Raw genomic sequence first — 25,567 nt, 5'->3', positions numbered from 1 at the left:
TTATTATTCAAAGTAAATGCAACATTTTTTATATTAGGGGGTGCGTTTACTTTGAATATTATCTTTCATATTTTTCTTTTGTAAAAATTCTAATAATATATTGTATCCTATGAAAGTATGTAGTATAATTGGGCATGGACATACTCTTCATATTTTAACCATATGTAGTATATAGTCTTAGCTATCATGCTAAATACCACAAGCGTCGAAATTTTATACGGAGATACATTTAATTAGGAGGTCTTTTTTGATGAGTAAGAAAATAAAAAATATGCTATTCTTAGTAGGAATAGTATGCATCTTAGGTAAAAGTAATGCTTATGCAAACAAATTAAATTTGGTAAGAACTCTTCCTTCAACCAAATCTCAGATTGATTCTAGTTATTTAACATTAAACGAAGATACATTTATAGAAAACGGTCGATTATTTGTTCCATTAAGGGAATTAGCTGAAAAAATAGGATGCACTGTAACCTGGAATTCATCAACTAATCAGATAAAAGTAACACGCGGATTTAAAAGTGTTTTGTTTGCTTTAAACAAAAATAAAATATTTGTAGACAATATAGAAAAAACTATTGATGTCGCTCCCAAATTGATAAATAACAAGACATATCTTCCTATCAGATATTTGGTAGAGTCATTGGGTGATAAAGTTGAATGGGTACCACCATTTAATTCCAATTATTTTGTCGAAATACTGGAACAAGATAAATCTTATGTTAATGGTAACTGGTGTAATATAGTGGATTTGTCAAAAACATATCAAGAAAAATTAGACAATGGTGCTATAGTTAATATAAAAGTATCTGTACCTCAAATATTAAACACAAATGATTCTGTTGCTATAGACAAGATAAATGAATATTATCGTAAACTTGGACGTGATCAATTTGACAAATTTAAAAAGCTTTCTCTAGATTGTAACGATTTGGATCCTGAGGTTATAAAGCATTTTAAGGCAGAAAATGTCGATTTTCAACTTTCATACGCAATCGGATATAATGCTAATAATATTTTATCCGTTATAAGATTGTCATATGTTAGTGCAATGTGGGCTACTCACCCATCATATGAATTGTATTGTGATACTTTTGACATAAATACAGGTAAAAAACTACGCATTGATGAGATATTAAATGGATCTACTGATGAAATCAAGGATTTCCTAATCAACAGATTCTCAAAAATGATAGATGAAAGTAAGTATTATGACTTTACTGTAAAGGAAGGCGTAAAAAACAATATATCTGAAGTTCAATTTTATTTGAGTAATAATAACCTCGTTTTCTTCTTTAATCGCTACATTGTTACTTCCTATTCAGGAGGAATGCCTGGTATTTCAATTGATCTACAAGAGAATTCCTTGTTGTTTAAACGCAAATTCACCAATATAACCAATGTTGAGGAAGAAAGTAATGTGTTGAACACTGCTAAAAATATTTACACCAATCCAGTTATAATTGATAAATCTATATTAAATGGACAAGATTGCTATATCTTGCAATGTGATAATAATTTAATTGCTATTGATAGAAATTGTGAAAACTTATATACAATTGTGAATAATAAAAATTCATATCATATATTAAATACTAAACGTATCAACAAGATTAACAATCTATCTGCATTAAGATTAGTAATGAACAAAATGAATTCAGAAGATCTGTCATATGACATTGGTGGAGTTTTACACAATGATGACGGCGAATATATAATAGTTGCAATGCAAAGCTTAGAAGAAGATGTTACTTCAAAACTTGCTGTTAATAAGGATACAGGTGAAATCTTTAGCTATTACTTTGAAGAACATAAATAGAACTTATTTAATAACAAAACATCTGACCTCTACTATTTATGGGGTAGGTGTTTTTGTTTAATAACAATGGCCACAGGGAAGGATTTCTCATTAAATAGAAATCACTTATCTATAAACACCGTTGTAACTTTTTGTTTATTTTTTGTGTGTGTTTTTCCGATATAATTACAGGTAGCATTTTGTTGCCCTATTTTATAGTATTTTATCAAGGAGGGATTTTATGAATTTATTTAAAAAATTATTTTTCGTAGCTAGCTTATCTCTTTATGTGTTTACCGCACCTTCATTTGCTGATAACAAACAAATATACGTGGACAATCATCTAATATCATTAAAAGAAGAAATAATTGTAGGTGATAGCGTATTAGTTCCATTAAGAGATGTTTGTGAAAACTTAGGATATAACGTTTCTTGGTATGGTCCTTCACGTTTGATACATTTGAAAAAGAATTTTCACGATATTTTAATTGATCTAAAAAATGAAAAAGTTTTCGTAAATAATAACGATAAAGGCGAAACTTTTTCAACAAATATTTTAAATGGTAGAACTTATGTATCTTTAGATGTATTAAATAATATTTTATGTGATACTCTTACATGGGATACAAATAAAAATTTGGTATCAGTAAAAACAGATGCTGGAACATTTGGTGCTTCTAGTATTCATTATGCTGACACTTATTCTTTGCGTACAGATTTCAAAACATATTCCATACCTCAGATAATAAATCCTTTAAGGATGCAGTCCATAGATAAAATAAATGCAGTTTTAAAAGAAAAATTTATTCCTACTTCAGTTGAAACTTCAGATTATATAATTGGTTATAACCAAAACGATATTATATCTGTATGCCCAAAAAACAATAATAGTAACGGTCGCTTCTCACACCAATGCTATACATTTAATTTATCAACAGGCGAAGAACTTAAAATAACCGATATACTAAATGGCACTAATGATGAAATTTTAAATACCTTAGCTAAACTTGTATTAGACTCTTTATCTACTGATTTAAAGAAATCATATCCCGACATATACAACGTAAAATCCATCAAACGTAATATTTCAAATTTTACATGGTTTATAGATAAGGAAGATATTGTATTCTTCTTTGATGGAAATCAATATCAAATCCACGAATATAGGCTAAACATGCGTAATCATTCTAGCTTATTAAAAACTAATTTGTGTATCTTTAATGATCCAATTGAAGAAGCTTTTGTAAAACAACGTGTAAACGATTTCTGTGTACAGAAACAATACTTCAATTTCAACATTTCCCTAATAGACAAAACAGCTTTTAATAACAAAGCTTTCTACGTATTTCTTATAAAATCATCCTCAAATGAAAATAATAAGGTTTTATTAGTGGACAGATCTTGTGATGATTTTTACTTAAGTAAAATTGACAATAACTTGTACGTATTTTCATCTTTTGAAAAATATACTCTTAATAAAATAACTGACTTAGATATGTACAAAGCTGCATTATCTAAAGATTATAGTAGCAATTTCTATGAAGTAACAGACTATAAAAAAGATTCCCATGGTAATACTATGATGGAATTAACTTGTTTGTATAATAACACAAAACTTCATGTCTTCGATAAAATAACTTATGACCTATCTGAATTATCAGATGAACCTATTTGTAATATATGTACCAGAGATTTTCATGGTTATCTATATACTGTACCATATATAAATATAAATTCAAGCGATGCTTATGTTACAAATCTAGAAATAGATAAGTTAAGCAATGCTTATTTTGAATCTTATAGATATAGTTATTCTGTAAATGACAATACATTATCTCTTATAATATCTCTTGCATTTAAAGAGATACACGCTTACAACTTTGACTTAACTACGGGCAATCGTTTGTCCAACGCAGATTTATTACAACGCAAAAATTTATCTTCGGATGAATTTTTAGATAAGCTACATACTCAAGTAAAAAATGCCTTTTTAGTACAAAATAAGATATCTTCACAAGATGCTGATCGCTACTTAGACGAGTATAAAAAAGAGCTTTTATTAAATTGTTCTCTAGTGTTACCTATATATTTGTCTAATGATACTAATAAGTTTATTACAATAACAAGAATTCCAAGTATAAATAAAGATACAAATTCACCTTTACAAATACTCGATATACCAATTAATTGATAAAATAACAAAACAAGAGCCTATGGCAAGATTTAATCCTCTGCCATAGGCTCTTGTTATAATATCTAACGATCCATCGATAATGATTGTTGAGATTTTTCTTTAACTTCTTCTGGAATTACTTTTTGCCTTGTTTTATCTATATTTTCCTCTGACTCATTATCTTTCTCTTCTGGTTTTGCTTCTGGAGCATTAGATGATGTGTTACTCAAACTTTCTACTTCATTATCTTTCTCTTCTAGCTTACCTTTTGAGTCTTCTTTCTCTTTCACAGAAGCTTCTTCTGGTTTTGCTTCCGGGACATTAGATGATGTGTTACCCAAGCTTTCTACTTCATTAGCTTTCTCTTCTACCTTACCTTTCAAATCTTCTCCCTTTTTCATAGAAACTTCCTCTGGATTCTCTTTCTTTTTGTTTATAGAATCATTATCCTCCAAATTAGCCAACAACCCATCTTCACCTAAACTCTTATCTATAGAATCCTTAACCAAACCTACTTTTGCTCCTAAAGACTCTACTAGTTTCTGATATTTCTCCTTTAACATTTGCATAAAACCAGCTGGCTTATATAACACTAGCAAGCACGGGATCACTACTGGCAAATTAAAAGCATATAATAACTTCTTTGCAAAACCATCAGCAAAACCATCAAACGGTGCTCTTTTTTTCTTTAATGTATCATATAAAGCTATAGCCCACAAACCTAGAAATCCAAATACCACTATATATGCTAAAAACAACCATTTAGCTGAAGGTCTTCCGTCTTTTGGCTCTTCTTTAGTATTAGATTCAGCACCAGTATTACTTTTCTCGCCTTCACCAGAATTACTAGAAGTTCCTTTTTCTAAATTATCTTCTTCTCTACCCTTTTCCTTTTTGGTATCAGATTCAGCTCTAGTATTACTCACTCTATCTTCAATAGAATTACTAGAAGTTCCTTTTTCTAAATCGTCCTTTTTATCTAATGGTATATTGGAGACCATATTGGGATTAATTTCTTTACTCATAATATCTAACTTCCTTCCATTTAAAAATCTAAGCTCATTATATCATCATTTGGTTTCTTTTACAACATTTTTTAAAAAAAATTAGGCTTTAAACCATTAATGTCATGATTTATCTGCCTAAATCTTATTATACAAAACCTGTCTACATTACTGCTAGAACATACGGAGAGGGCTCTTTAAGAAAAGCTACAATCTCTCCACATATCATAGATAAGTCAAGACGATGTATCTTTTTATACTAATTCAAGTATTGCTACTTCAGCACCGTCGCCTCTTCTTGGGCCTAATTTATAAATTCTTGTATATCCACCTTTTCTCTCTGAATACTTAGGTGCAATTTCATCAAATATCTTATTTGCTAGATGTATATAATTTCCATCTTTATCTTTTGTTCTATATAACCAACTAGTTACCATTCTTCTTGCTTGCAATCTAGAAGGTGCGTCAACCTTAACTTCCTTAGTTGCAAACTCTCTTTCTACAACACTATATTCCCTACCATTTTTAGACTTAACTACCTTTGTTACTTTCTTTCCTTTAGCATCTACTTTTGCTTTAGATACTTTTATCTCTTTAGTAGTATAATTATTAGCCTCTTTAGCTGCAAGTGTTATCAAATTTTCAACTATACTTTGTATCTCTTTAGCACGTGCTAATGTAGTCTCTATCCTACCACTTTCAAAAAAAGCTGTAACTAATCCTCTTAGCATAGCCCTTCTTTGATTCGCCACACGTCCCAATTTTCTATTAACTGGCATTGTATAAACCTCCCTTTTTTATTGACCAAATCCAACTCTTCTTTGAATGCACTACTAAAAGCTTTTGCTTTATAGCAACACCCCTAGTATCTAAAAAATCAACCCTAAGTAGATTCAACAACCTACATATTAAAATTTCTTTATCTGATACCATATTTATTTTTCAAAATCACATATACTTATCATTCTTCTGAAGGTGACAACTTCAAATTCAATGCATCTAACTTTTGTAAAACTTCCTCTAATGATTTTCTTCCTAAGTTTCTAACTTTCATCATATCATCTTCAGTCTTACTTATTAGATCCTCTACAGTGTTTATATTTGCTCTCTTTAAGCAATTATATGACCTAACAGATAAATCTAACTCCTCTATTGTCATCTCAAGAACTCTCTCTTTCTTTGGCTCTTGCTTTTGAATCATTATTTCCTTTTCTCTTGTAGTCTCTGATAAATCAATAAACAAATTTAAATGCTCATTTAAAATTTTAGCGCCTAAACTTATTGCCTCATCTGGCTTTATACTACCATCTGTCCACACTTCCAATACTAACCTATCATAATCTGTTACTTGACCTACACGTGTATTTTCTACTTTATAATTCACCTTTGTAACAGGTGTATATATAGAATCTATTGATATAACACCTATAGGTTGCCCACTATTCTTGTTTCTTTCAGCAGACACGTAACCTCTTCCCTTTCCTACTGTCATCTCTATGTATAACCTATGCCCACCTTCTAATGTAGCTATATGTAGATCAGGATTCAAAATTTCAATCTCAGAGTCAGTCTTTATATCTCCTGCTTTAACTTCTCCTTCTCTATCAATATCGATATATATAGTTTTTGGTTCTTCAGCATAAGATTTTAGAGACAACTGTTTTATGTTTAGGATTATCTCAGTAACATCCTCCATTACCCCTGGAACTGTTGTAAACTCATGTAACACTCCATCAATCTTTATAGAAGTTACTGCAGCTCCTGGCAAAGATGACAACAATATCCTTCTCAAAGAATTACCTAGAGTAATACCATAACCTCTCTCTAATGGCTCAACAACAAATTTTCCATAAGTAAATTCTTCATTTTCAGCTACCTTTTCAATCTTTGGTTTTTCTATCTCTATCATCTAAAAACCTCCTTTAATTACATGCATTATCTCGTAAAGTGGTCTACTTCCTCCCAATATGACTCTCATACCCATCGAGTGTACTTGTCATATTAGCTAAATCCAAATTTATATTGACATTCCCCAACGACTAGCGTCGTGGGATTCTTGTTTTAACAAGCATAAACTCGGGGACTGTCATACCCTACTCAAAATTGCTTCTTATGTATCAATCTTCAATTTCTCACAACCAAAAATAAATCTTACATAGGTCACCTAAAACCATAAGTTCACTACATCCTTATAAACTATTTAGAGTACAACTCAACTATTAGATGCTCTTGAACTTGTAGATCCACATCTTCTCTCTCCGGTAATGCAATAACTTTACAACTGAAATTAGCAGCATCAACCTCTAGCCATCTTGGTGCCTTAACACTATTTGACTCTACAATTTCTTTTATAACAGAAATACTCCTGCTCTTCTCCTTAAGAGCTATAATATCCCCTACTTTTACCAAGTAAGATGGAATATTAACTTTTTTGCCATTAACAGTTATATGATTATGCCTTACAAACTGTCTAGCCTGAGCTCTTGAATCAGCCAACCCCATCCTATAAACAACATTGTCCAATCTTGTTTCTAATAAAGTTAATAAATTTTCACCTGTAACACCTTGTTTCTTAAACGCAATCTCAAAATATTTCCTAAATTGACGTTCCAAAATACCATAGAATCTCTTGGCTTTTTGCTTCTCACGCAATTGTAATCCATACTCTTTCAAATTTTTCTTTTGTTGACCATGCTGACCTGGAGCATAAGCTCTTCTCGCAACCGGGCATTTCTCTTTATAACACTTTTCTCCTTTTAGAAAAAGCTTTTCTCCTGCTCTACGACAACGCCTACACGACGCCCCTGTATATCTTGCCATTTATTCAAACACCTCCAAATTAATTCTTTAAAAGCCCTAAGCTAACCCCTTCGTACGCTTAAGTCTTCTATACATCCGTGTCTTAACCTAATACAAAACTAAACTCTTCTCCTCTTTGGTGGACGACATCCATTATGCGGAATAGGAGTCACATCCTTTATAAGAACTACCTCTAACCCTGCTGCTTGCAATGCTCTAATAGCTGCCTCTCTTCCTGATCCAGGCCCTTTTACATATACTTCTACATATTTTAACCCATGATCCATAGACACTTTCGCTGCAGTCTCCGCTGCCATTTGTGCCGCAAACGGCGTACTCTTTCTTGAGCCTTTAAAACCTAATCCACCTGCACTGGACCATGCTATAACATTACCAGCAACGTCAGTTATTGTAACTATAGTATTATTGAAAGATGAACGTATATGCGCTGCACCTCTCTCTACATTTTTACGCTCTCTTCTTTTTCTTGTAGTTTTTTTAGCTCCCTTTGCTACTGCCATCAGATTTCAAACCCTCCTTCTATTTCTTTTTCTGCCCTACTGTCTTTTTAGGACCTTTACAAGTTCTCGCATTTGTCTTTGTCTTTTGACCCCTTACAGGCAATCCTCTACTGTGTCTTATTCCTCTGTAACATTTAATTTCCTTAAGTCTTTTAATGTTTAAGGCAATTATTTTTCTAAGTTCACCTTCAACTTTATAATTAGATAGCTCTTCTCTTATTGCTGCAACTTGAGCTTCTATTAAATCTTTCACTCTTATATCAGGACTTACGCCTAATTTTCTCAAAATTTTATTTGACAACGATCTACCTACACCAAAGATATAAGTTAAACCAATCTCTATTCTCTTCTCTCTAGGCAAATCAACTCCGGCTATACGTGCCATTCTTTTACACCTCCAAAATAAGTTCTTTCTAGTTTTGCAAAACAGCAAAATTGTATTAATTAGGACATGGACAATACCATGCAGCCGCTCCTATTTTATCAACAATTTTATTAAATTGCATCTTAAATAATCCTTTGTGTCAAAGCAAAAACCCAACACGGTTAATTAAACTCTAACATTCAAATTCTATATTAGATTGCTAAAAATGTCAAGTGTTTTAAAAAAATAACTAACCTTGTTTTTGTTTGTGCTTTGGATTTTCACAAATTACCATTACACGACCTTTTCTCTTTATTATCTTACATTTTTCACATATAGGCTTAACGGATGGTTTTACTTTCATCTAATATCCCTCCTTTACAATTACTTAGCTCTCCATGTAATTCTTCCTCTTGTTAAATCATATGGCGATAATTCCAATCTCACTTTATCCCCTGGAAGAATTCTTATAAAGTTCATTCTTAACTTTCCTGAAATATGAGCCAATATCTTATGTCCATTTTCTAACTCTACCTGAAACATAGCATTTGGTAAAGCTTCCAATACTGTTCCTTCTACTTCTATTACATCTTCTTTAGACATATATTTTCTCCTATTTTTATATTTTTTTACAACATAGTTAATATCAGAGGATCTTTATCTGTGATCGCTACTGTATTTTCATAATGAGCCGATAACTTCCCGTCAGCAGTAACAACTGTCCACTTATTACCTAGAATTTTAATTTTATAAGTACCTATATTAACCATTGGCTCAATTGCTAACGCCATACCTCTTTCTAGTCTAGGTCCCCTAAATATAGTTCTATAATTAGGAATTGATGGATCCTCATGCATCTCTTGCCCTATGCCATGTCCCACATAGTCTCTCACTACAGAATATCCATGGCTTTTTACATAGTCTTCCACTGCTCCAGAAATATCTATTATTCTATTGCCTTCAACAGCTTTACTCATGCCTTTAAAGAAACTTTCTTTTGTAACTTCTATAAGCCTACGTGCCTCTTCTGATATATTACCTACTGGCACAGTTCTTGCTGCATCTCCATGATATCCATTATAATAAGCACCTATATCAATACTTATTATATCTCCTTCTTTTAAAACTCTAGCTCCAGGTATTCCATGTACAACCTCCTCATTCACAGAAGCACAAATACTTGCTGGAAAATCAACAGCCCCAGGTAACCCTTCATAACCTTTAAAAGATGGAATAGCATTATGTTTTTTTATAACTTCCTCTGCTATTCTATCTAACTCCAATGTAGTCACTCCAGGAACTACATTTTTCCGGATTTCTTCATGTGCTAATGCTACTATCTCTCCTGCTTTTCTCATTATGTCTAATTCAGCTTTATTCTTTATTGTTATCATATTATACACCCAAAACTCATCTTTCTATAGCGTCTATAACACTATCAAAAATCTCTTCAACAGTCCCCTTACCCTGTACTGTCCGTATCTTCTTATTATTAGTATAATACTCTACCAATGGCATAGTCTCCTGTTTGTAAACGTTAAGTCTTTTCTTCACAGTTTCTTCTTTATCATCATCTCTTTGAATCAATACAGTACCACATTTGTCACAAGAAACATTATCCTTTGATTTATTGAAAATCACATGGTATGTTGTGTTACACTTAGTACACACTCTTCTCCCTGTCATTCTCTCTAATATATCTTTTTCATCAACCTCTATGTTTAATACCATATCCAAATCCTTACCCTGTTCCTCTAATGCTTTGGTAAAAAACTCAGCCTGTGATATAGTTCTTGGATATCCGTCTAGAATAAATCCATTCTTAAACTCATCTTTTAATAACACTTCTTTTACCATGTTATTAGTCACATGATCAGGAACTAATAATCCCTGATCTATGTAACTTTTCGCAGCAACTCCTAGTGGAGTACCGTTTTTTATAGATTGTCTAAATATATCACCTGTTGATACATGAGGTATACCGTATTTTTGAGAAATCTTCTCAGCTTGAGTTCCTTTTCCCGCTCCAGGAGCTCCCAACATTACTATATTCATAAAATCCTCCTTATCTTACCAACAAGTTTCATTCAAAACTTACCCTAAAAAACCTTTATAGTGTCTCATTATCATTTGAGACTCTATTTGTTTTACTGTATCTAATGCAACATTTACAAGGATCAATACACTTGTACCAGCAAACCATACTCCATTAATATGTGTTAACTTTCCTACTATTGATGGGAATAACTGTATGATCGCCAAAAATATTGCTCCAAACCAAGTTACTCTATTCAAAATTTTAGATATATATTCCGATGTAGGTTTACCTGGTCTTATACCTGGAATAAATCCTCCATTTTTCTTCATATTATTCGCAATCTCAATTGGATTGAATTGAATATATGAATAAAAGAATGTAAAGAATATTATCAATACACCTGTAAGTAGCGCAAACAATATACTTGTCTGTGCATTTCTAAACCAAACAAGTATTTTATTTTGTGAATTTGGTGCAAACACTGATATTATTGTTGATGGTAATGCAACAAAAGACATTGCAAATATTATTGGCATTACTCCTGCTAAGTTTACTTTGATTGGAATATGTGTACTTTGGCCACCGTACATTTTTCTTCCAACTACTCTCTTTGCATATTGAACAGGTATCCTTCTCTCTGCCTCTTGCACCCATATAACTAATGCTATAATTGCCACAAACACGGCTAAAACAACACTTATAGCTAAATACGCCATCGCTCCCTGTCCAAATTTACCAGCTCTAAAATTCTGAACTATAGCAAGTGCACCTACTGGAGCTCTAGATACTATTCCAGCAAAAATAAGCATAGATATACCATTACCAATTCCTTTTTCTGTTATTTGCTCACCTAACCACATCAAAAATGCTGTACCTGCTGTAAATGATAACGTAACTGTAATAAAACTTAACACATTCAATCCACCATATATTGATGATCTCATACCTATAGTCAAACCAACTGCCTGCACAAATGCCAATACCACTGTTGTATATCTTATAATTTGGGCTATAATCTTTCGTCCCTCTTCTCCCTCTTTTGATAACTGTTCAAATTTAGGGATAGCGACAGTTAACAATTGAACTATTATAGATGCATTTATGTAAGGAGTTATACTCATTGCAAATATTGTTGCATTCGCGAATGAACCCCCCGATACTATATCAAAAAATCCAAAAATAGCTCCACCACGCCTCATTAAATCTTGCAACCTTGCTGCATTCATACCTGGTACAGGTATATGTGAACCTAACCTAAAAACTAACAACATAAATATAGTAAAGAATATCTTCTTTCTAAGATCTGAAATTTTCCAGGCATTCCTAAATGTGTCTAGCATATTACCCACGTTATATCACCTCTACCTTTCCTCCTACAGACTCTATTTTTTCTTGCGCTGTCTTTGTAAATTTAGTGGCTTTAACTACTAGTTTCTTTGAAAGCTCCCCATTACCTAGTATCTTAACTCCATCTACAACTTTTTTTACTAACCCAGCTTCTTTTAATAAAGCTGCTGTTACTTCTGTATCATTATCGAATCTTTCTAAATCAGATACATTGACTACAGCATAAATCTTTCTGAATATGTTATTAAATCCTCTCTTTGGTATCCTTCTGTACAAAGGCATTTGTCCACCTTCAAAACCTAGCCTTACTCCTCCACCAGATCTTGCGTTCTGACCTTTATGCCCTCTTCCAGCTGTCTTTCCATTTCCTGTTCCATGCCCTCTTCCTTTTCTTTTACTAACTTTCGTAGAATTAGGTATAGATCTTAATTCATTTAGTTTCATATTCACACCTCCTCATTAAATCTCTTCCACTTGTAATAAATGAGGTACCACTGCTATCATACCTCTTATTTGAGGATTATCATTTTGAACAACTGTTTGGCCTATTTTTTTTAATCCTAAGGCCCTTACAGTCGCAAATTGATTTTTTTTAGCTTTGTTTGTACTTTTTATTAAAGTTATTTTTAATTTTGACATCAAAGTTTTCCTCCTAGCTTAAAACTTCTTCTACGGTCTTGCCACGAAGCTTAGCTATTTCTTCAGCTGTTCTTAGCTCCATAAGACCATTTAATGTTGCTTCTACCATATTTCTAGCATTGTTCGACCCTAAAGACTTAGTTCTTATGTCTTTAATTCCTGCTAACTCTAGTACCATTCTAACTGGTCCTCCTGCTATAACTCCTGTACCTTTTCCTGCAGGCTTTAATAAAACCTTTCCTGCTCCATGTATTCCTACAATTTCATGTGGTATTGTCGTATCTAATAACGCAATAGTCTTTAGATTCTTTTTAGCTTTCTCTACAGCTTGCTTAATTGCATCTGGAACTTCACGAGATTTTCCTGTTCCGATACCAACATGACCATTCCTATCTCCTACCACTACTAATACGCTAAAGCGAAAATTCCTACCACCTTTTACAACTTTTGTTACACGCTTTGAAATTACTACTTTTTCCTCCAACTCAAGAGTATTTGGATCTATTCGTTTGTTTTCTTGCACTTATTTTTCCCTCCTTTATTAAAATTTCAAACCTGCCTCACGAGCAGCTTCAGCTAAAGCTTTTATTCTGCCATGATATATACATCCACCTCTGTCAAATACAACTGTTGTTATACTTTTTTCAAGTGCTTTTTTCGCTATTAGCTTACCTAATTCTTTAGCTGCTTCTATATTGCCTCCAAAATCTAAGACCGATTTTAATTCTTCAGTAGATGCTGCAACCAATGTCATTCCAGCAGTGTCATCAATTATTTGAGCCCTCATATGCTTTAAGCTTTTATGCACACTCAATCTAGGTCTACTAGCTGTTCCGCTTACTTTTTTTCTTACCCTTCTGTGAATTCTCTCTCTTCTTTTCTTCCTGTCAAGTTTTACTGCCATGCCAATTTCACCCCTTCCTATTTTTTACCTTTCCCGCCTGCTTTTCCTTCTTTACGTCTTATTCTTTCTTCTTTATACTTAATTCCCTTTCCTTTATAAGGTTCAGGCTCTCTCTTACCTCTTATATTGGCTGCAAACTCTCCAACAATCTGCTTATCTGCACCTTTTACAATTATAACATTAGGTGCTGGCACTTCTATAGATATTCCTTCAATCTCTTCTATTTCAACTGGATGTGAATATCCTAATGAAAGAACTAATTTCTTTCCTTGTTTCTGTGCCCTATAACCTACTCCGTTTATTTCCAACTCTTTTTGGAAACCTTCTGTAACACCTAAAACCATATTGGCTATCAATGTTCTAGTTAACCCATGCAATGCTTTATGCTTCTTTATTTCAGATGGTCTCTTAACTTCTATAACACCATCTTTAAATTCTATGATCATATCTTCATGTAACTTCTTTTTTAATAAGCCTTTAGGTCCTTTTACTGTAACCATATTCCCGCTTTCTAACTTAAACTCTACATTCTTAGGTACATCTATCGGCTTTCTTCCTATTCTTGACATTTCCTTTTTCATCCTTCCATTCTTAAGATTATGAACTACTTTGGTCCTTTTCAGAATTTTTTTAATTACCAAACATAAGCTAATACTTCTCCACCAACACCTAGTTTTCTAGCATTCTTATCTGTCATTACACCTTTAGATGTTGAAATTAATGCTATTCCCAAACCTCCCAAAACCTTTGGAAGATCCTCTTTTCCTGCGTAAACCCTAAGTCCTGGTTTACTGATTCTTTTCAATCCAGAAATAACACCCTTCTTATTAGCATACTTCAATGTAATTCTTATAATACCTTGCTTATTATCCTCTATTACTTGTACCTCACGAACATATCCCTCTTCTAGCAATATATTAGCTATTGCTTTCTTCATATTTGATGCAGGAATATCTACTGACTCATGCTTCGCCGCACTCGCATTTCTTATTCTTGTTAATAAATCTGCTATAGTATCAGTTATTTGCATTTTTCTTTCTACCTCCCTTCTTAATTTTACCAGCTTGCCTTCTTAATTCCTGGTATTTGACCTTTATATGCTAACATCCTAAAGCATAAACGACAAATACCAAACTTCCTCATATATGCATGTGGTCTACCACATAACTTACATCTATTATACTCTCTTGTTTTATATTTTTGCTTTCTTTTTTGCTTCTCTTTTAGAGACATCTTTGCCATCAAACTTCCCTCCTTCTAGTTGTGGTGAAATGGCATACCTAGCATAGTCAAAAGTTCTTTTGCTTCCTCATCTGATTTTGCAGAAGTAACAAAAGTGATATCCATACCCCTAATTTTATCTATTTTATCATACTCTATCTCTGGAAAAATAAGTTGCTCTTTTATTCCCAATGAGTAATTACCTCTTCCGTCAAAAGAATTTTCTGAAACTCCTCTAAAATCTCTTACTCTAGGAAGACCTATATTAAATAGTTTATCCATAAACACATACATTTTTTCTCCTCTTAGAGTAACTTTACAACCTATACTAACACCTTCTCTTAATTTAAAAGCTGCTATAGATTTCTTAGCTTTTGTAACTATTGGTTTTTGTCCTGTTATTAATGCCAAATCGTTCATAGCCGACTCAATAGCTTTTGGATTTTCTCTTACTTCTCCCAATCCTATATTTATAACTATTTTTTCAACTTTTGGTACTTGCATAATACTTGTATATTTAAATTTTTCTTTTAACGCACCTTGTACTTCTTGCATATATCTTTCCTTTAACCTAGACATTCTTTTCCTCCTTTCTACTTATACCTAACTAAGCTTTTTTGGCTTTCTTTATAACGTCTATTGTTTCTTTACACTTTTTGCAAACTCTAACCTTATCTCCATTTTCTAGAATTTTTCTCTCTACTCTAGATGCTTTATTACATCTTGGACATACTAGCATAACGTTAGATGCATCCAATGCTGCTTCTTGTTCTATTATACCACCTTGTTGACCTGCAGATCTTGGTTTTTTATGTTTCTTAACAATATTTATACCTTCCACTACAACTCTATTCTTATTTGGATATACTTTTAATATCTTTCCTTCTTTTCCTCTATCTTTACCAGTTAATACTAATACTTTGTCACCTGTTTTTACATGTACCTTATTTGCCATGATATAAACTCCTCCTTCCTCATATACTTCTAGAAACTTTATCTTACAATACCTCTGGTGCTAATGATAATATCTTCATGTATTCCTTATCTCTTAGCTCTCTAGCACATGGTCCAAATATACGTGTACCCCTAGGATTTTTGTCATCCTTTATTAAAACTGCTGCATTCTCGTCAAACCTTATATATGATCCATCCGGTCTTGCAACTCCTCTTTTTGTGCGAACAACAACGCACTTTACAACGTCTCCTTTTTTAACAACTGCTCCTGGTGTTGCCTCTTTTACAGAAGCAACTATTACATCTCCTATATTAGCATATTTTCTCAACGAACCACCAAGAACTTTTATACATTTAACTCTTCTGGCTCCACTGTTATCTGCTACCTTTAGTTCTGTTTCAACTTGTATCATATCATACGCCCTCCTTCCTTATTCACTACTATTTAGCCTTTTGAACAACTCTAACGAGTCTCCATCTTTTATCTTTACTCAACGGTCTTGTTTCCATAACTTCAACTATATCCCCTATTTGACACTCATTATTCTCGTCATGGGCCTTTAGCTTATATGTTCTCTTTATTATTTTACCATACAATGAATGTGCTACGTTATCCTCAACTGCAACTACAATTGTCTTTTCCATCTTGTTACTTAAAACTTTACCAACTCTTGTTTTTCTCAAACCTCTCTTCTCTGCCACCTCTAATTGCCTCCTTTCCATCTACACCTTAATTAAACACTCTTTATTTCTCTTTCTCTAATAATTGTCTTTATAACAGCTATATTCCTCTTGACTTTTTTTATCTTCATAGGATTCTCAAGCTGATTAGTAGCAGGTTGAAATCTCAATTTGAACAACTCTTTCTTAAGCTCATTCAACTCTTTTTCTAATTCTTCATTAGTCTTTTCTCTGATCTCATTAGCCTTCATTTGCTTCACCACCTACTTCTTTTTCACGTGCAATAAACTTACACTTGATTGGCAATTTATGCATTGCAAGTCTTAATGCTTCACGCGCTACCTCCTCTGGTACTCCTGATAACTCAAACAACACTCTACCTGGCTTCACTACAGCAACCCAAAACTCTGGTGAACCTTTACCTTTACCCATACGAGTTTCAGCTGGCTTCTTTGTTACTGGTTTGTCTGGAAAAATCTTTATCCAAACCTTACCACCCCTCTTTATGTAACGAGTAAGCGCTATTCTGGCAGCTTCTATTTGATTACTTGTAACCCAAGCAGGCTCCATAGCCACCAAACCATAATCCCCATACGCAAGGAAATTTCCTCTTCTTGCTACACCTTTCATTCTACCTCTATGCACTTTCCTACGTTTAACTCTCTTTGGCATTAACATCAGTTTTTACCTCCTTCCACTTCGTCATTCCTCTTCACAGCTGGAAGTACTTCTCCTTTATAAATCCAAACTTTTACTCCTAATTTTCCATAAGTAGTATTTGCTTCTGCAAAACCATAATCTATATCAGCCCTTAAAGTTTGAAGTGGAATTGTCCCTTCATGATATTGCTCTGTTCTAGCTATCTCCGCTCCACCTACACGTCCTGACACTGAAGTTTTTATTCCTTTTGCTCCAGCTTTCATTGCCTTAGACATACACTGTTTCATCGCTCTTCTAAATGAAATTCTTCTCTCTAACTGAGATGCTATATTCTCTGCAACTAACTGTGCATCCATCTCTGGCTTCTTTACTTCTGTTATATTTATAACTATTCCTCTATTAGTTACCTTTTCTAAAATTTTACGAAGCTCTTCTACTCCAGCACCACCTTTTCCTATTACAATACCTGGTCTTGAAGTGCTTATGTTTATTTTTACTTTATTCGCCGCTCTTTCAATCTCAATTCTTGAAATACCTGCTACATATAATTTCTTCTTAAGTACTTCTCTTATTTTAAAATCTTCTACCAAAAACTCGCTAAACTCTTTTTTATTTGCATACCACTTTGTGTCCCAATCTTTTATTATACCAACTCTTAGACCGTGTGGATTTACCTTCTGACCCATTATTCAACCTCCTTTTTTTATTATTTCCTTTCTTTTACTACTATTGTAATATGACTTGTTCTCTTATTTATTCTATTTGCCCTTCCTTGCGCTCTTGGTCTAATTCTCTTCAATGTTGGACCTTGATTTGCATAGGCTTCTGCAATATATAAACTTTCTGAATCTAGTCCATTATTATTAACAGCATTAGCTATAGCAGAATTCAATAATTTCAAAAGAATTGGTGAAGCTGCTTTTGGTGTATTCTTTAATATACCTGTTGCTTCTACTATTCCTTTATTCCTTATTAGGTTAAGGACAATTCTTGCCTTTCTTGAAGAAATTCTAATATATTTTACTATAGCTCTTCCTTCATCTTTTCCTATACCTTGCTCTCTTTTCTCTTTCTTAGTAAGAACTGGTAATCTTTTTGATTTTGGTACATGCACTACTTTGTTTTTCTTAACCTCGTTACTAACTTCTAAATTCTTTTTTTCCTCTGACACCTTACTTTCCTCCTTTCTCTAGAATTCATATCATTTCACCGAAGATGAACGTTCATTATTTTTACCATGTCCTTTGTAAGTCCTTGTTGGTGCAAACTCTCCCAATTTATGACCTATCATATCCTCTGTTATATATACCGGAACATGTTTCCTTCCATCATGAACAGCTATTGTGTAGCCTACCATTTCAGGATATATTGTTGAAGATCTTGACCAAGTTTTTATAACTTTCTTCTCGCTGTCATCTGCCATTTTTAATATTTTATCAAACAACGATTTTGAAACAAATGGTGCTTTTTTCAATGATCTACTCATGTAACTTTATTCCCTCCTTTTAAAACTTTTTTATTCTACTTCTTATTCCTTTTCTTCACTATATACTTATCTGATTTTTTATTTTTCTTTCTTGTCTTATACCCAAGTGTTGGTTTACCCCATGGTGTAACCGGACTAGGCCTTCCAATAGGTGATTTACCTTCTCCTCCTCCGTGTGGGTGATCTACTGGATTCATTACGATACCACGTACCTTAGGTCTTCTTCCCATCCATCTTTTTCTTCCTGCTTTTCCTATTGTAACATTCTCATGATCTAAATTTCCAACTTGACCAATTGTAGCTCTACAAGTCACCAACACCATTCTAACTTCTCCTGATGGAAGTCTTACTTGCGCATACTTTTCATCTTTAGCCATAAGTTGGGCAACATTTCCTGCAGATCTAACCATCTGTCCACCTTTGCCTGGCTTTAACTCAATATTATGAATCAATGTACCTACAGGTATATTTGATATTGGCAATGCATTACCTACTCTTATATCTACATTATCTCCTGACTCTATTATATCTCCTACTTTTAACCCTAATGGAGCCAATATATATCTCTTCTCTCCGTCATTATAAACAAGCAATGCAATATTTGCACTTCTGTTAGGATCATATTCTATAGAAAATACTTTTGCTGGAACTCCATCTTTATTCCTTTTAAAGTCTATAAGCCTATATTTTCTTCTATTCCCGCCTCCGCGATGACGAACAGTTATTCTTCCATGCATATTTCTTCCGCCAGTTTTCTTTAATGGTCTAAGAAGAGACTTCTCTGGCTCTGTTCTCGTAATCTCATCAGATTTTACGAATGTCATAAATCTTCTCGCCGGTGTAACCGGTTTACAACTTTTTATTGCCACTTTTTCTCACTCCTTTTTTTAATATTTCTATTGAGCTGTACCAAATATCTCAATCTCTGTTTTATATTTCTTATCTACAGCAGCCTTCTTTCCGCCCTTTTGTAAATAACTTTCCTCTCCTGGATTCAACGCAATTTGAACAATTGACTTCTTCCACGCTGCTGTGTAACCTTGGTGAACTCCTACTCTTTTTTTCTTTCCTTTGCAGTTAATTATGTTCACTTTCAAAACTTTAACTCCAAAAAGCTCCTCAACAGCTTTTTTCACATCTATCTTAGTAGCTTTCTTATCTACTACAAAAGTGTATTTACCTTGGCTCATTAAAAAATTGCTTTTCTCTGTAATATAAGGCTGTATAATGATATCCTCTGCTCTTTTCATTATGCATACACCTCCTCAACCTTAGACACTGCATCTTTTGTCATAATAAGATTTCTATGTCTTAGTATATCATAAACATTTATTGTATTAACTGATGCAACAGTCACTCCTGGTATATTTCTAGCTGAATTAACTACCTTTTTATCGCATCCTTCTATAACTAGCAATGCTGTTCCATCCACCTTCAAGTTATTAAATATCTCTACCATTCTCTTTGTTTTAAATTCATCTAACTTTAACTCATCTAAAACCAACATCTCTTTCTCATTAACCTTTGAAGCAAATGCTGACTTCAGTGCTATTCTTCTAACCTTTTTGGGCAATGTATATCTATAACTTCTTGGCTTTGGTCCTAGTACAATTCCGCCACCTGTCCATTGTGCTGAACGTGTACTTCCTTGTCTTGCCCTTCCTGTACCTTTTTGCTTCCAAGGTTTTTTCCCTCCTCCACTAACTTCGCTCTTTGTCTTAGTGGATTGAGTTCCTTGTCTTTTGTTAGCAAGTTGATTTTTTACTACCAAATGCAATGTACTCTCGTTTACTTCTATTCCGAATATATTCTCACTTAACTCTAATTTCCCTACAACTTCACCTTTTACATTATGTACATCTATATTAGGCATACCTTATTCCCCCCTTCATTATTAATTTCCAGCCTTAACTGCTCCTTTTATTATAAGATACGCACCCTTTGGTCCCGGTACTGCTCCTTTTACTAATATAACATTCTTTTCTTCATCTATTTTTACCAAGGCCAAATTTTGAACTGTTACTCTCTCTGCTCCCATATGTCCTGGTAATTTCTTCCCTTTGAATACTCTACCTGGAGTTGAACATGCACCCATAGATCCTACTCTCCTATGATACATAGAACCATGTGTCTCTTTTCCTCTAGCATGACCATATCTTTTAATTACACCTTGAAATCCTTTACCTTTTGAAATGCCTGTTACATCTATCTTATCTCCATCTTTAAACATATCAGATATTTTTAGATTTTGTCCTATTTCATATCCTTCTACTGTGTCAACTCTAAACTCTCTCAAAAATTTCTTTGGAGCTAACTTATTCTTTTTAAATAATCCCAATTGTGGCTTATTTAATTTTTTCTCTAAAATATTCTCATATCCTAATTTAACAGCAAAATAGCCATCCACTTCTTCTGTCTTTACTTGAACAACTGTACATGGACTACTCTCTATAACTGTTACAGGAATCACATTTCCGTTCTCATCGAAAACTTGTGTCATTCCCAATTTCTTTCCTAAGAAAAACTTATTCATTTATTTCCCCCCTATGATTATTGGTTCATAATTTCCTATGAACTTAACCTGCTAGCTAATAACTCACATCTAAAAGCACTTTATTGCCAGCTATTAATTCATAATTTTAATTTCAATATTTACCCCTGCTGGTAAATCTAATCTCATTAGAGCATCTACTGTCTCTGGTCTTGGAAGCAATATATCAATTAATCTGTTGTGTGTTCTCATCTCAAATTGCTCTCGTGAATCCTTATATTTGTGCGGTGCCCTTAAGATAGTTATTATCTCCATCTCTGTTGGCAATGGCACAGGACCAGAAACTTTTGCACCAGTTCTTTTAGCAGTTTCAACAATTTTTTCTGCGGACTGATCAAGAACTTGATGATCAAATGCTTTTAATCTAATTCTGATTTTTTGTTTTTCTGCCATACATAAACCTCCTTATATTTGTTACGTACAACAAGGTATTTTCTGCACACTATGCCTTATCCTAACCTGTATAATAAAAAAAACCAGCGATAAAATAGTCTGAAATCGACTTTTTGTCTCCCTGGGCAATAATATTCTATACGACTAATGCAAAATGCACAGTGACTTGTCGCCCGGTTTCTTGAATCGGACATTCTCCATGAAAGTTACCTACCTCTAGGATAGCAATCTCTCACTTCATCGTCTGCCTCGTCACAACATTGAAAATTATACTACACAATACTCTTTATTGCAAGTACTTTTTTCCCTGTTTTTAACATAATTTTCACTAAAATTATGTTAAAAATGGAACCTTTATTTGTGCATAATTAAAACTTTACATTTATTTTCCCACTATCTACTCACAAAGAATTAAAAACCTCTTAACCTTTAATTTTAGCATCAATTAGGACACACTAAAATCTGTATCTATTGCTATATCTATCTTATAATCTGCATACTTTTTTATTAACACACTATATATTTCTTTGTACAATACATCTTTGTTCTTCTCATCAAAGCTAACTACTATGTCAAACCGTATTTCTTTTTCTTTCTCATTATAATAAAATCCATGCATCTGAAGTACATTTTTATACTGTTTTAACATATTATTTATATTATCTCTAGTTTCTATCGCACTTTTATCCCTAGTATTTACTGGATATGCGCCTATAGCATATAAAACAACACCATGTTCTTCATATACCCTGGCAGTTATTTCTCTCGTTAATCTATCTAAATCATCCACCGTATAAGTATCAGGAACTTCTACATGTACTGCGCCCATATAAGAATTAGGTCCATAATTATTAAATATCATATCACATGCATCGTAAACCCCCTCAAAAGAGCATATTGTCCCTTTTATAGCTCGAACTAGCTCAATATCCACTCTTTCTCCTAATATAGAATATATCGCTTCCTTAAGCATATCAATACCTGCCTTAACTATAAATACAGATATAATAATACCCAAATATGCTTCAAGTGATACTTTTGTTATTAAAAATATTATTGCCGCAACCAATGTGGTCGACGAAATCAAAGAATCTAACAGAGAATCTTGACCTGAATTCATAAGAACAGATGATTTTAATTTCTCTCCTCTTCTTTTCATGTATCTACCTAACAAAAACTTACCCGTTACCGCTATTGCAACAATAATTAACATTGGCACATTATAACTTGGTACATCCTTAGTAAATACCTTTTTTATAGACTCCCACAGTGACATAACTCCAACATACAATATCATAACTGACACTATCATTGCACTTAAATATTCTAGCCGCCCGTGTCCAAACGGATGCTCCCTATCTGGGCTTTTATTAGCAAGCTTTGTTCCCATTATAGTAACAATGGACGCTGCTAGATCTGACATATTGTTAACCGCATCCAAAATTATAGCTATCGATCCAGACATAAATCCAACAATAGCCTTCAATAACGTCAAAGTCAAGTCTACCCTTATAGCAACTTTTCCCGTCTTTATAACTTCTTCGCTTCTATTTTTTTTAAATACCGCGCCATTATATTTTTCCTCTAGTCCATCCAAAAAATATCCCCCCATAGCAATTGTCACTTGGTCATTTTTATCCACCTATATATACAACAGGAGGGGCACAAACCCCTCTCGTTCTATCAAAAACTATTCTTTTATTTCTTCTTAACATTTAGTTTCTCTTTTACTCTAGCTGCCTTTCCTACCCTATTTCTTAAATAGTTAAGCTTAGCTCTTCTTACTCGTCCCTTTCTTACTACTTCAACTTTTACAACTTTAGGCGAGTGTAACAAATATATCTTCTCTATTCCAACTCCCTGAGAAACTCTTCTAACTGTGAAAGTCTCACTAACACCTCCACCTTTTTTAGCTATAACAGTTCCCTCGAATATTTGAATTCTCTCCCTGTTACCCTCTTTTATCTTTTCATGTACCTTAACAGTGTCACCAATATCAAACTGTGGTACTTGAGCTTTTAGCTGCTCATTTTCAATTTCTTGTATTAAATCTACCATTCGTATTTTCCCCCTATTTCTTATAGACGTTCTTGATTTTTCACAGAGGACCGCCTGAATGAATTTATTCTACCACACAAAAATATCTTTGTCTAGATCTTTTTAAATTTTTTTCTTATTACCAATGATAAAATTAAATTACAGGTTTTAGGGTAAAAGAAATGCCACATAATTAAAACCATAATACAATGTTAGCATCAACCAAACATCGAAAGAAGGCATAAAATTATGTGTCGCAATGATACTAACACGAAAAGTAGGAAAAATAAACAGTTATTTGAAAAAATAATATTAAATTATGGAGAAGATAATATTCAAAGTAAACGCACCCCCTAATATAAAAAAGTGTTGCAACATTATCAAATTTACAAAAATTTGCTTTCTAGCGTAATATATGTTATATTGATACACAAGATTTTATTTCTTTTTAAAAAAATAGAAAGGAGAATTTGTATTTGTCTAATAAAATTTTAATAGATAAACATGGTGATCAAACAAGAGTTGCCATAATAGAAGATAATGATTTAGCTGAAATATATATAGAAGACAAAGATACCCAAAAGTCTGTTGGTAATATTTATGTAGGCAAAGTATGTCGTGTGTTACCAGGTATGCAAGCTGCTTTCGTTGATATTGGCGCTGAAAAAAATGCGTTCTTATACGTAAAAGATGCCTTACCTGACTCTTTATATACTAAGAATCCAAATTCTGAATTTAAAATATCTAATGTTCTAAAGGTTGGCCAAGAACTACTTGTACAAGTAGTTAAAGAAGCACTAGGCACAAAAGGAGCTCGCGTAACTAGGCATATTACATTGCCTGGTAGGCACTTAGTCTTACTTCCAAACAGTGATTATATAGGTATTTCAAGACGAATTGAAGATGAAACAGTAAAAAAAAATCTAGTGTCTATTGCTCAAAAAATAAAACCATCTAATATGGGTCTAATCATTAGAACTATTGCCAATAATGATCCTTCTTTTGATTTCTCAACTGATATAGAGTTCTTGACCAAACTTTGGAATAATATATTAGAAAAATCTAAAAAGGGTGCTGTCCCTAGGTGCGTTTACTCAGATATGGATATAACGAAAAAAATATTACGAGACTATCTTAGTCCAAGCGTAGATAAATTGATTGTAAACGACTCTCATCTTTATAGGGAAATATTAGAGTTTGTGAATTTTATATCTCCTTCTTCAATTGGGAAAATTCACTTTGACTCCACTGATTCAATATCTTTGTATAATCTTGATCATTCTATAAACAAAGCTTTAAGTAAAAAAGTATGGCTTAAGTGTGGTGGTTATTTATTAATTGAAGAGGCAGAAACTTTAACTGTTATAGACGTTAATACTGGTAAATTTGTTGGAAAAAATAACTTCGAAGATACTATACTTAAAACAAACTTAGAGGCTGTTAAAGAAATAGCTAGACAACTACGTCTGAGAGATATTGGTGGTATTATTATAGTAGATTTTATTGACATGAACAAGCCAGAAAACCAAGCTAGTATCATTACTGCTATGAATGAAGCTTTAAAAAAAGACAGAACTAAAACCACTGTGGTTGGTATGACTCAACTTGGATTACTTGAAATGACTAGAAAAAAAATCAGAAAAAAACTATCTTCCGTACTTGAAACTTCATGTCCTTTATGTAATGGCTCTGGAAGGATATTAAAAGGTTCTTATAATTAAATTGTTCTTTAACAGGTATTAGCAAGAATTCTCCCACCTCTATAGGTGGTGAGATGAATTGCAAAAAATATTTGACTTTTTATGACATAAATGGTATTATTTATTCAATAGAAATTTAGGAGTGAAATGGTTATAAATAAAGCTTATAGATTTAGAATATGTCCGAATAACACACAAAAGACAATGTTTGCAAAGACGTTTGGCTGTGTTAGATTTATATATAATAAAATGCTTGAGGATAAGATAGAATACTATAAGGAACATAAGAATATGCTA

38 protein-coding genes are annotated in these 25,567 nt (G+C 33.0%); 4 read left to right on the top strand and 34 right to left on the bottom strand.

Features of this window, described 5'->3' with window-relative positions; genetic code table 11:
* The first annotated feature begins 250 nt into the window (after window positions 1-250).
* Window positions 251-1,819 carry a DUF3298 domain-containing protein gene (locus J6Y29_05445; protein MBP5427315.1) on the top strand — a complete coding sequence of 523 codons (1,569 nt, stop codon included), beginning with the start codon at window positions 251-253 and terminating at the stop codon, window positions 1,817-1,819.
* A gap of 220 nt (window positions 1,820-2,039) precedes the next feature.
* Window positions 2,040-3,989 (top strand): copper amine oxidase N-terminal domain-containing protein, encoded by a 1,950-nt coding sequence (locus J6Y29_05440; protein ID MBP5427314.1) that lies wholly within the window; start codon window positions 2,040-2,042, stop codon window positions 3,987-3,989.
* 65 nt (window positions 3,990-4,054) lie between these two features.
* Here the strand turns inward: J6Y29_05440 and J6Y29_05435 are convergent, their stop codons facing one another.
* From J6Y29_05435 to rplS, 34 genes are all read right to left on the bottom strand, one after another.
* A complete protein-coding gene (locus tag J6Y29_05435; protein MBP5427313.1) occupies window positions 4,055-4,996 on the bottom strand; it encodes a hypothetical protein in 942 nt (313 codons plus the stop codon).
* A gap of 233 nt (window positions 4,997-5,229) precedes the next feature.
* The gene (rplQ, locus tag J6Y29_05430; GenBank protein MBP5427312.1) at window positions 5,230-5,754 is read right to left on the bottom strand and encodes a 50S ribosomal protein L17; all 525 of its coding nucleotides are present in this window, start codon (window positions 5,752-5,754) and stop codon (window positions 5,230-5,232) included.
* Between the two features lie 182 nt (window positions 5,755-5,936).
* On the bottom strand, window positions 5,937-6,884 hold the full coding sequence (locus J6Y29_05425) for a DNA-directed RNA polymerase subunit alpha (protein ID MBP5427311.1): 948 nt from the start codon (window positions 6,882-6,884) through the stop codon (window positions 5,937-5,939).
* Between the two features lie 287 nt (window positions 6,885-7,171).
* Window positions 7,172-7,795, bottom strand: a complete 624-nt coding sequence (gene rpsD, locus J6Y29_05420) for a 30S ribosomal protein S4 (protein MBP5427310.1) — start codon at window positions 7,793-7,795, stop codon at window positions 7,172-7,174.
* A gap of 98 nt (window positions 7,796-7,893) precedes the next feature.
* Window positions 7,894-8,295, bottom strand: coding sequence for a 30S ribosomal protein S11 (gene rpsK, locus J6Y29_05415; protein MBP5427309.1), 402 nt, complete (start codon window positions 8,293-8,295; stop codon window positions 7,894-7,896).
* Window positions 8,296-8,314: 19 nt separating this feature from the next.
* Window positions 8,315-8,680, bottom strand: coding sequence for a 30S ribosomal protein S13 (gene rpsM / locus J6Y29_05410; GenBank protein ID MBP5427308.1), 366 nt, complete (start codon window positions 8,678-8,680; stop codon window positions 8,315-8,317).
* 229 nt (window positions 8,681-8,909) lie between these two features.
* Window positions 8,910-9,023 carry a 50S ribosomal protein L36 gene (rpmJ, locus tag J6Y29_05405; GenBank protein MBP5427307.1) on the bottom strand — a complete coding sequence of 38 codons (114 nt, stop codon included), beginning with the start codon at window positions 9,021-9,023 and terminating at the stop codon, window positions 8,910-8,912.
* A gap of 20 nt (window positions 9,024-9,043) precedes the next feature.
* On the bottom strand, window positions 9,044-9,262 hold the full coding sequence (gene infA / locus J6Y29_05400; protein ID MBP5427306.1) for a translation initiation factor IF-1: 219 nt from the start codon (window positions 9,260-9,262) through the stop codon (window positions 9,044-9,046).
* Between the two features lie 26 nt (window positions 9,263-9,288).
* The gene (gene map, locus J6Y29_05395; protein MBP5427305.1) at window positions 9,289-10,053 is read right to left on the bottom strand and encodes a type I methionyl aminopeptidase; all 765 of its coding nucleotides are present in this window, start codon (window positions 10,051-10,053) and stop codon (window positions 9,289-9,291) included.
* 16 nt (window positions 10,054-10,069) lie between these two features.
* Complete coding sequence (locus J6Y29_05390) at window positions 10,070-10,714, bottom strand: adenylate kinase (protein ID MBP5427304.1); 645 nt, start codon at window positions 10,712-10,714, stop codon at window positions 10,070-10,072.
* Window positions 10,715-10,753: 39 nt separating this feature from the next.
* A complete protein-coding gene (gene secY, locus J6Y29_05385; GenBank protein ID MBP5427303.1) occupies window positions 10,754-12,037 on the bottom strand; it encodes a preprotein translocase subunit SecY in 1,284 nt (427 codons plus the stop codon).
* 10 nt (window positions 12,038-12,047) lie between these two features.
* Entirely contained in the window at window positions 12,048-12,488 is a 441-nt protein-coding gene (gene rplO, locus J6Y29_05380; GenBank protein ID MBP5427302.1) for a 50S ribosomal protein L15, read from the bottom strand.
* A 15-nt stretch (window positions 12,489-12,503) separates the two neighbouring features.
* Window positions 12,504-12,683: a 50S ribosomal protein L30 gene (gene rpmD, locus J6Y29_05375; protein MBP5427301.1), complete on the bottom strand. Its 180-nt coding sequence runs from the start codon at window positions 12,681-12,683 to the stop codon at window positions 12,504-12,506.
* Between the two features lie 13 nt (window positions 12,684-12,696).
* Window positions 12,697-13,206, bottom strand: a complete 510-nt coding sequence (rpsE, locus tag J6Y29_05370) for a 30S ribosomal protein S5 (protein MBP5427300.1) — start codon at window positions 13,204-13,206, stop codon at window positions 12,697-12,699.
* Between the two features lie 18 nt (window positions 13,207-13,224).
* Window positions 13,225-13,587: a 50S ribosomal protein L18 gene (gene rplR, locus J6Y29_05365; protein ID MBP5427299.1), complete on the bottom strand. Its 363-nt coding sequence runs from the start codon at window positions 13,585-13,587 to the stop codon at window positions 13,225-13,227.
* Window positions 13,588-13,604: 17 nt separating this feature from the next.
* Window positions 13,605-14,156, bottom strand: coding sequence for a 50S ribosomal protein L6 (rplF, locus tag J6Y29_05360; GenBank protein ID MBP5427298.1), 552 nt, complete (start codon window positions 14,154-14,156; stop codon window positions 13,605-13,607).
* A gap of 65 nt (window positions 14,157-14,221) precedes the next feature.
* A complete protein-coding gene (rpsH, locus tag J6Y29_05355; protein MBP5427297.1) occupies window positions 14,222-14,617 on the bottom strand; it encodes a 30S ribosomal protein S8 in 396 nt (131 codons plus the stop codon).
* A gap of 26 nt (window positions 14,618-14,643) precedes the next feature.
* Window positions 14,644-14,829: a type Z 30S ribosomal protein S14 gene (locus tag J6Y29_05350; GenBank protein ID MBP5427296.1), complete on the bottom strand. Its 186-nt coding sequence runs from the start codon at window positions 14,827-14,829 to the stop codon at window positions 14,644-14,646.
* 15 nt (window positions 14,830-14,844) lie between these two features.
* On the bottom strand, window positions 14,845-15,387 hold the full coding sequence (gene rplE / locus J6Y29_05345) for a 50S ribosomal protein L5 (GenBank protein ID MBP5427295.1): 543 nt from the start codon (window positions 15,385-15,387) through the stop codon (window positions 14,845-14,847).
* A 28-nt stretch (window positions 15,388-15,415) separates the two neighbouring features.
* Window positions 15,416-15,763: a 50S ribosomal protein L24 gene (locus tag J6Y29_05340; GenBank protein ID MBP5427294.1), complete on the bottom strand. Its 348-nt coding sequence runs from the start codon at window positions 15,761-15,763 to the stop codon at window positions 15,416-15,418.
* Window positions 15,764-15,806: 43 nt separating this feature from the next.
* A complete protein-coding gene (gene rplN / locus J6Y29_05335) occupies window positions 15,807-16,175 on the bottom strand; it encodes a 50S ribosomal protein L14 (GenBank protein ID MBP5427293.1) in 369 nt (122 codons plus the stop codon).
* A gap of 28 nt (window positions 16,176-16,203) precedes the next feature.
* Complete coding sequence (gene rpsQ / locus J6Y29_05330) at window positions 16,204-16,485, bottom strand: 30S ribosomal protein S17 (protein MBP5427292.1); 282 nt, start codon at window positions 16,483-16,485, stop codon at window positions 16,204-16,206.
* Between the two features lie 11 nt (window positions 16,486-16,496).
* Window positions 16,497-16,694 (bottom strand): 50S ribosomal protein L29, encoded by a 198-nt coding sequence (rpmC, locus tag J6Y29_05325; protein ID MBP5427291.1) that lies wholly within the window; start codon window positions 16,692-16,694, stop codon window positions 16,497-16,499.
* The gene (gene rplP, locus J6Y29_05320; protein ID MBP5427290.1) at window positions 16,684-17,121 is read right to left on the bottom strand and encodes a 50S ribosomal protein L16; all 438 of its coding nucleotides are present in this window, start codon (window positions 17,119-17,121) and stop codon (window positions 16,684-16,686) included. The genes rpmC and rplP overlap by 11 nt, the downstream gene beginning before the upstream one ends.
* Window positions 17,121-17,789, bottom strand: a complete 669-nt coding sequence (rpsC, locus tag J6Y29_05315; GenBank protein ID MBP5427289.1) for a 30S ribosomal protein S3 — start codon at window positions 17,787-17,789, stop codon at window positions 17,121-17,123. The genes rplP and rpsC overlap by 1 nt, the downstream gene beginning before the upstream one ends.
* A 20-nt stretch (window positions 17,790-17,809) precedes the next feature.
* Window positions 17,810-18,217, bottom strand: a complete 408-nt coding sequence (rplV, locus tag J6Y29_05310; protein ID MBP5427288.1) for a 50S ribosomal protein L22 — start codon at window positions 18,215-18,217, stop codon at window positions 17,810-17,812.
* A gap of 87 nt (window positions 18,218-18,304) precedes the next feature.
* Window positions 18,305-18,589 (bottom strand): 30S ribosomal protein S19, encoded by a 285-nt coding sequence (gene rpsS, locus J6Y29_05305; GenBank protein ID MBP5427287.1) that lies wholly within the window; start codon window positions 18,587-18,589, stop codon window positions 18,305-18,307.
* A gap of 35 nt (window positions 18,590-18,624) precedes the next feature.
* Window positions 18,625-19,458, bottom strand: a complete 834-nt coding sequence (rplB, locus tag J6Y29_05300) for a 50S ribosomal protein L2 (GenBank protein MBP5427286.1) — start codon at window positions 19,456-19,458, stop codon at window positions 18,625-18,627.
* Window positions 19,459-19,485: 27 nt separating this feature from the next.
* Window positions 19,486-19,839 carry a 50S ribosomal protein L23 gene (gene rplW, locus J6Y29_05295; protein MBP5427285.1) on the bottom strand — a complete coding sequence of 118 codons (354 nt, stop codon included), beginning with the start codon at window positions 19,837-19,839 and terminating at the stop codon, window positions 19,486-19,488.
* Window positions 19,839-20,462, bottom strand: a complete 624-nt coding sequence (gene rplD / locus J6Y29_05290; protein MBP5427284.1) for a 50S ribosomal protein L4 — start codon at window positions 20,460-20,462, stop codon at window positions 19,839-19,841. Before rplD ends, rplW begins: the two co-directional genes overlap by 1 nt.
* A gap of 21 nt (window positions 20,463-20,483) precedes the next feature.
* On the bottom strand, window positions 20,484-21,122 hold the full coding sequence (gene rplC, locus J6Y29_05285; protein ID MBP5427283.1) for a 50S ribosomal protein L3: 639 nt from the start codon (window positions 21,120-21,122) through the stop codon (window positions 20,484-20,486).
* A gap of 93 nt (window positions 21,123-21,215) precedes the next feature.
* Window positions 21,216-21,533, bottom strand: coding sequence for a 30S ribosomal protein S10 (rpsJ, locus tag J6Y29_05280; GenBank protein MBP5427282.1), 318 nt, complete (start codon window positions 21,531-21,533; stop codon window positions 21,216-21,218).
* A 445-nt stretch (window positions 21,534-21,978) separates the two neighbouring features.
* Window positions 21,979-23,130, bottom strand: coding sequence for a cation diffusion facilitator family transporter (locus J6Y29_05275; GenBank protein MBP5427281.1), 1,152 nt, complete (start codon window positions 23,128-23,130; stop codon window positions 21,979-21,981).
* 101 nt (window positions 23,131-23,231) lie between these two features.
* The gene (rplS, locus tag J6Y29_05270; protein MBP5427280.1) at window positions 23,232-23,591 is read right to left on the bottom strand and encodes a 50S ribosomal protein L19; all 360 of its coding nucleotides are present in this window, start codon (window positions 23,589-23,591) and stop codon (window positions 23,232-23,234) included.
* A 455-nt stretch (window positions 23,592-24,046) separates the two neighbouring features.
* Here rplS and J6Y29_05265 point away from each other — a divergent pair, with 455 nt between their 5' ends.
* Window positions 24,047-25,291 carry an Rne/Rng family ribonuclease gene (locus J6Y29_05265; protein MBP5427279.1) on the top strand — a complete coding sequence of 415 codons (1,245 nt, stop codon included), beginning with the start codon at window positions 24,047-24,049 and terminating at the stop codon, window positions 25,289-25,291.
* A gap of 126 nt (window positions 25,292-25,417) precedes the next feature.
* A partial coding sequence (locus tag J6Y29_05260; GenBank protein ID MBP5427278.1) for a helix-turn-helix domain-containing protein occupies window positions 25,418-25,567 on the top strand: 150 nt, incomplete at its 3' end.

Source organism: Clostridiales bacterium, assembly GCA_017961515.1.
Taxonomy (GTDB): Bacteria; Bacillota; Clostridia; order Acetivibrionales; family RGIG10202; genus RGIG10202.
This window is presented reverse-complemented; position numbering and strand designations above follow the sequence as displayed.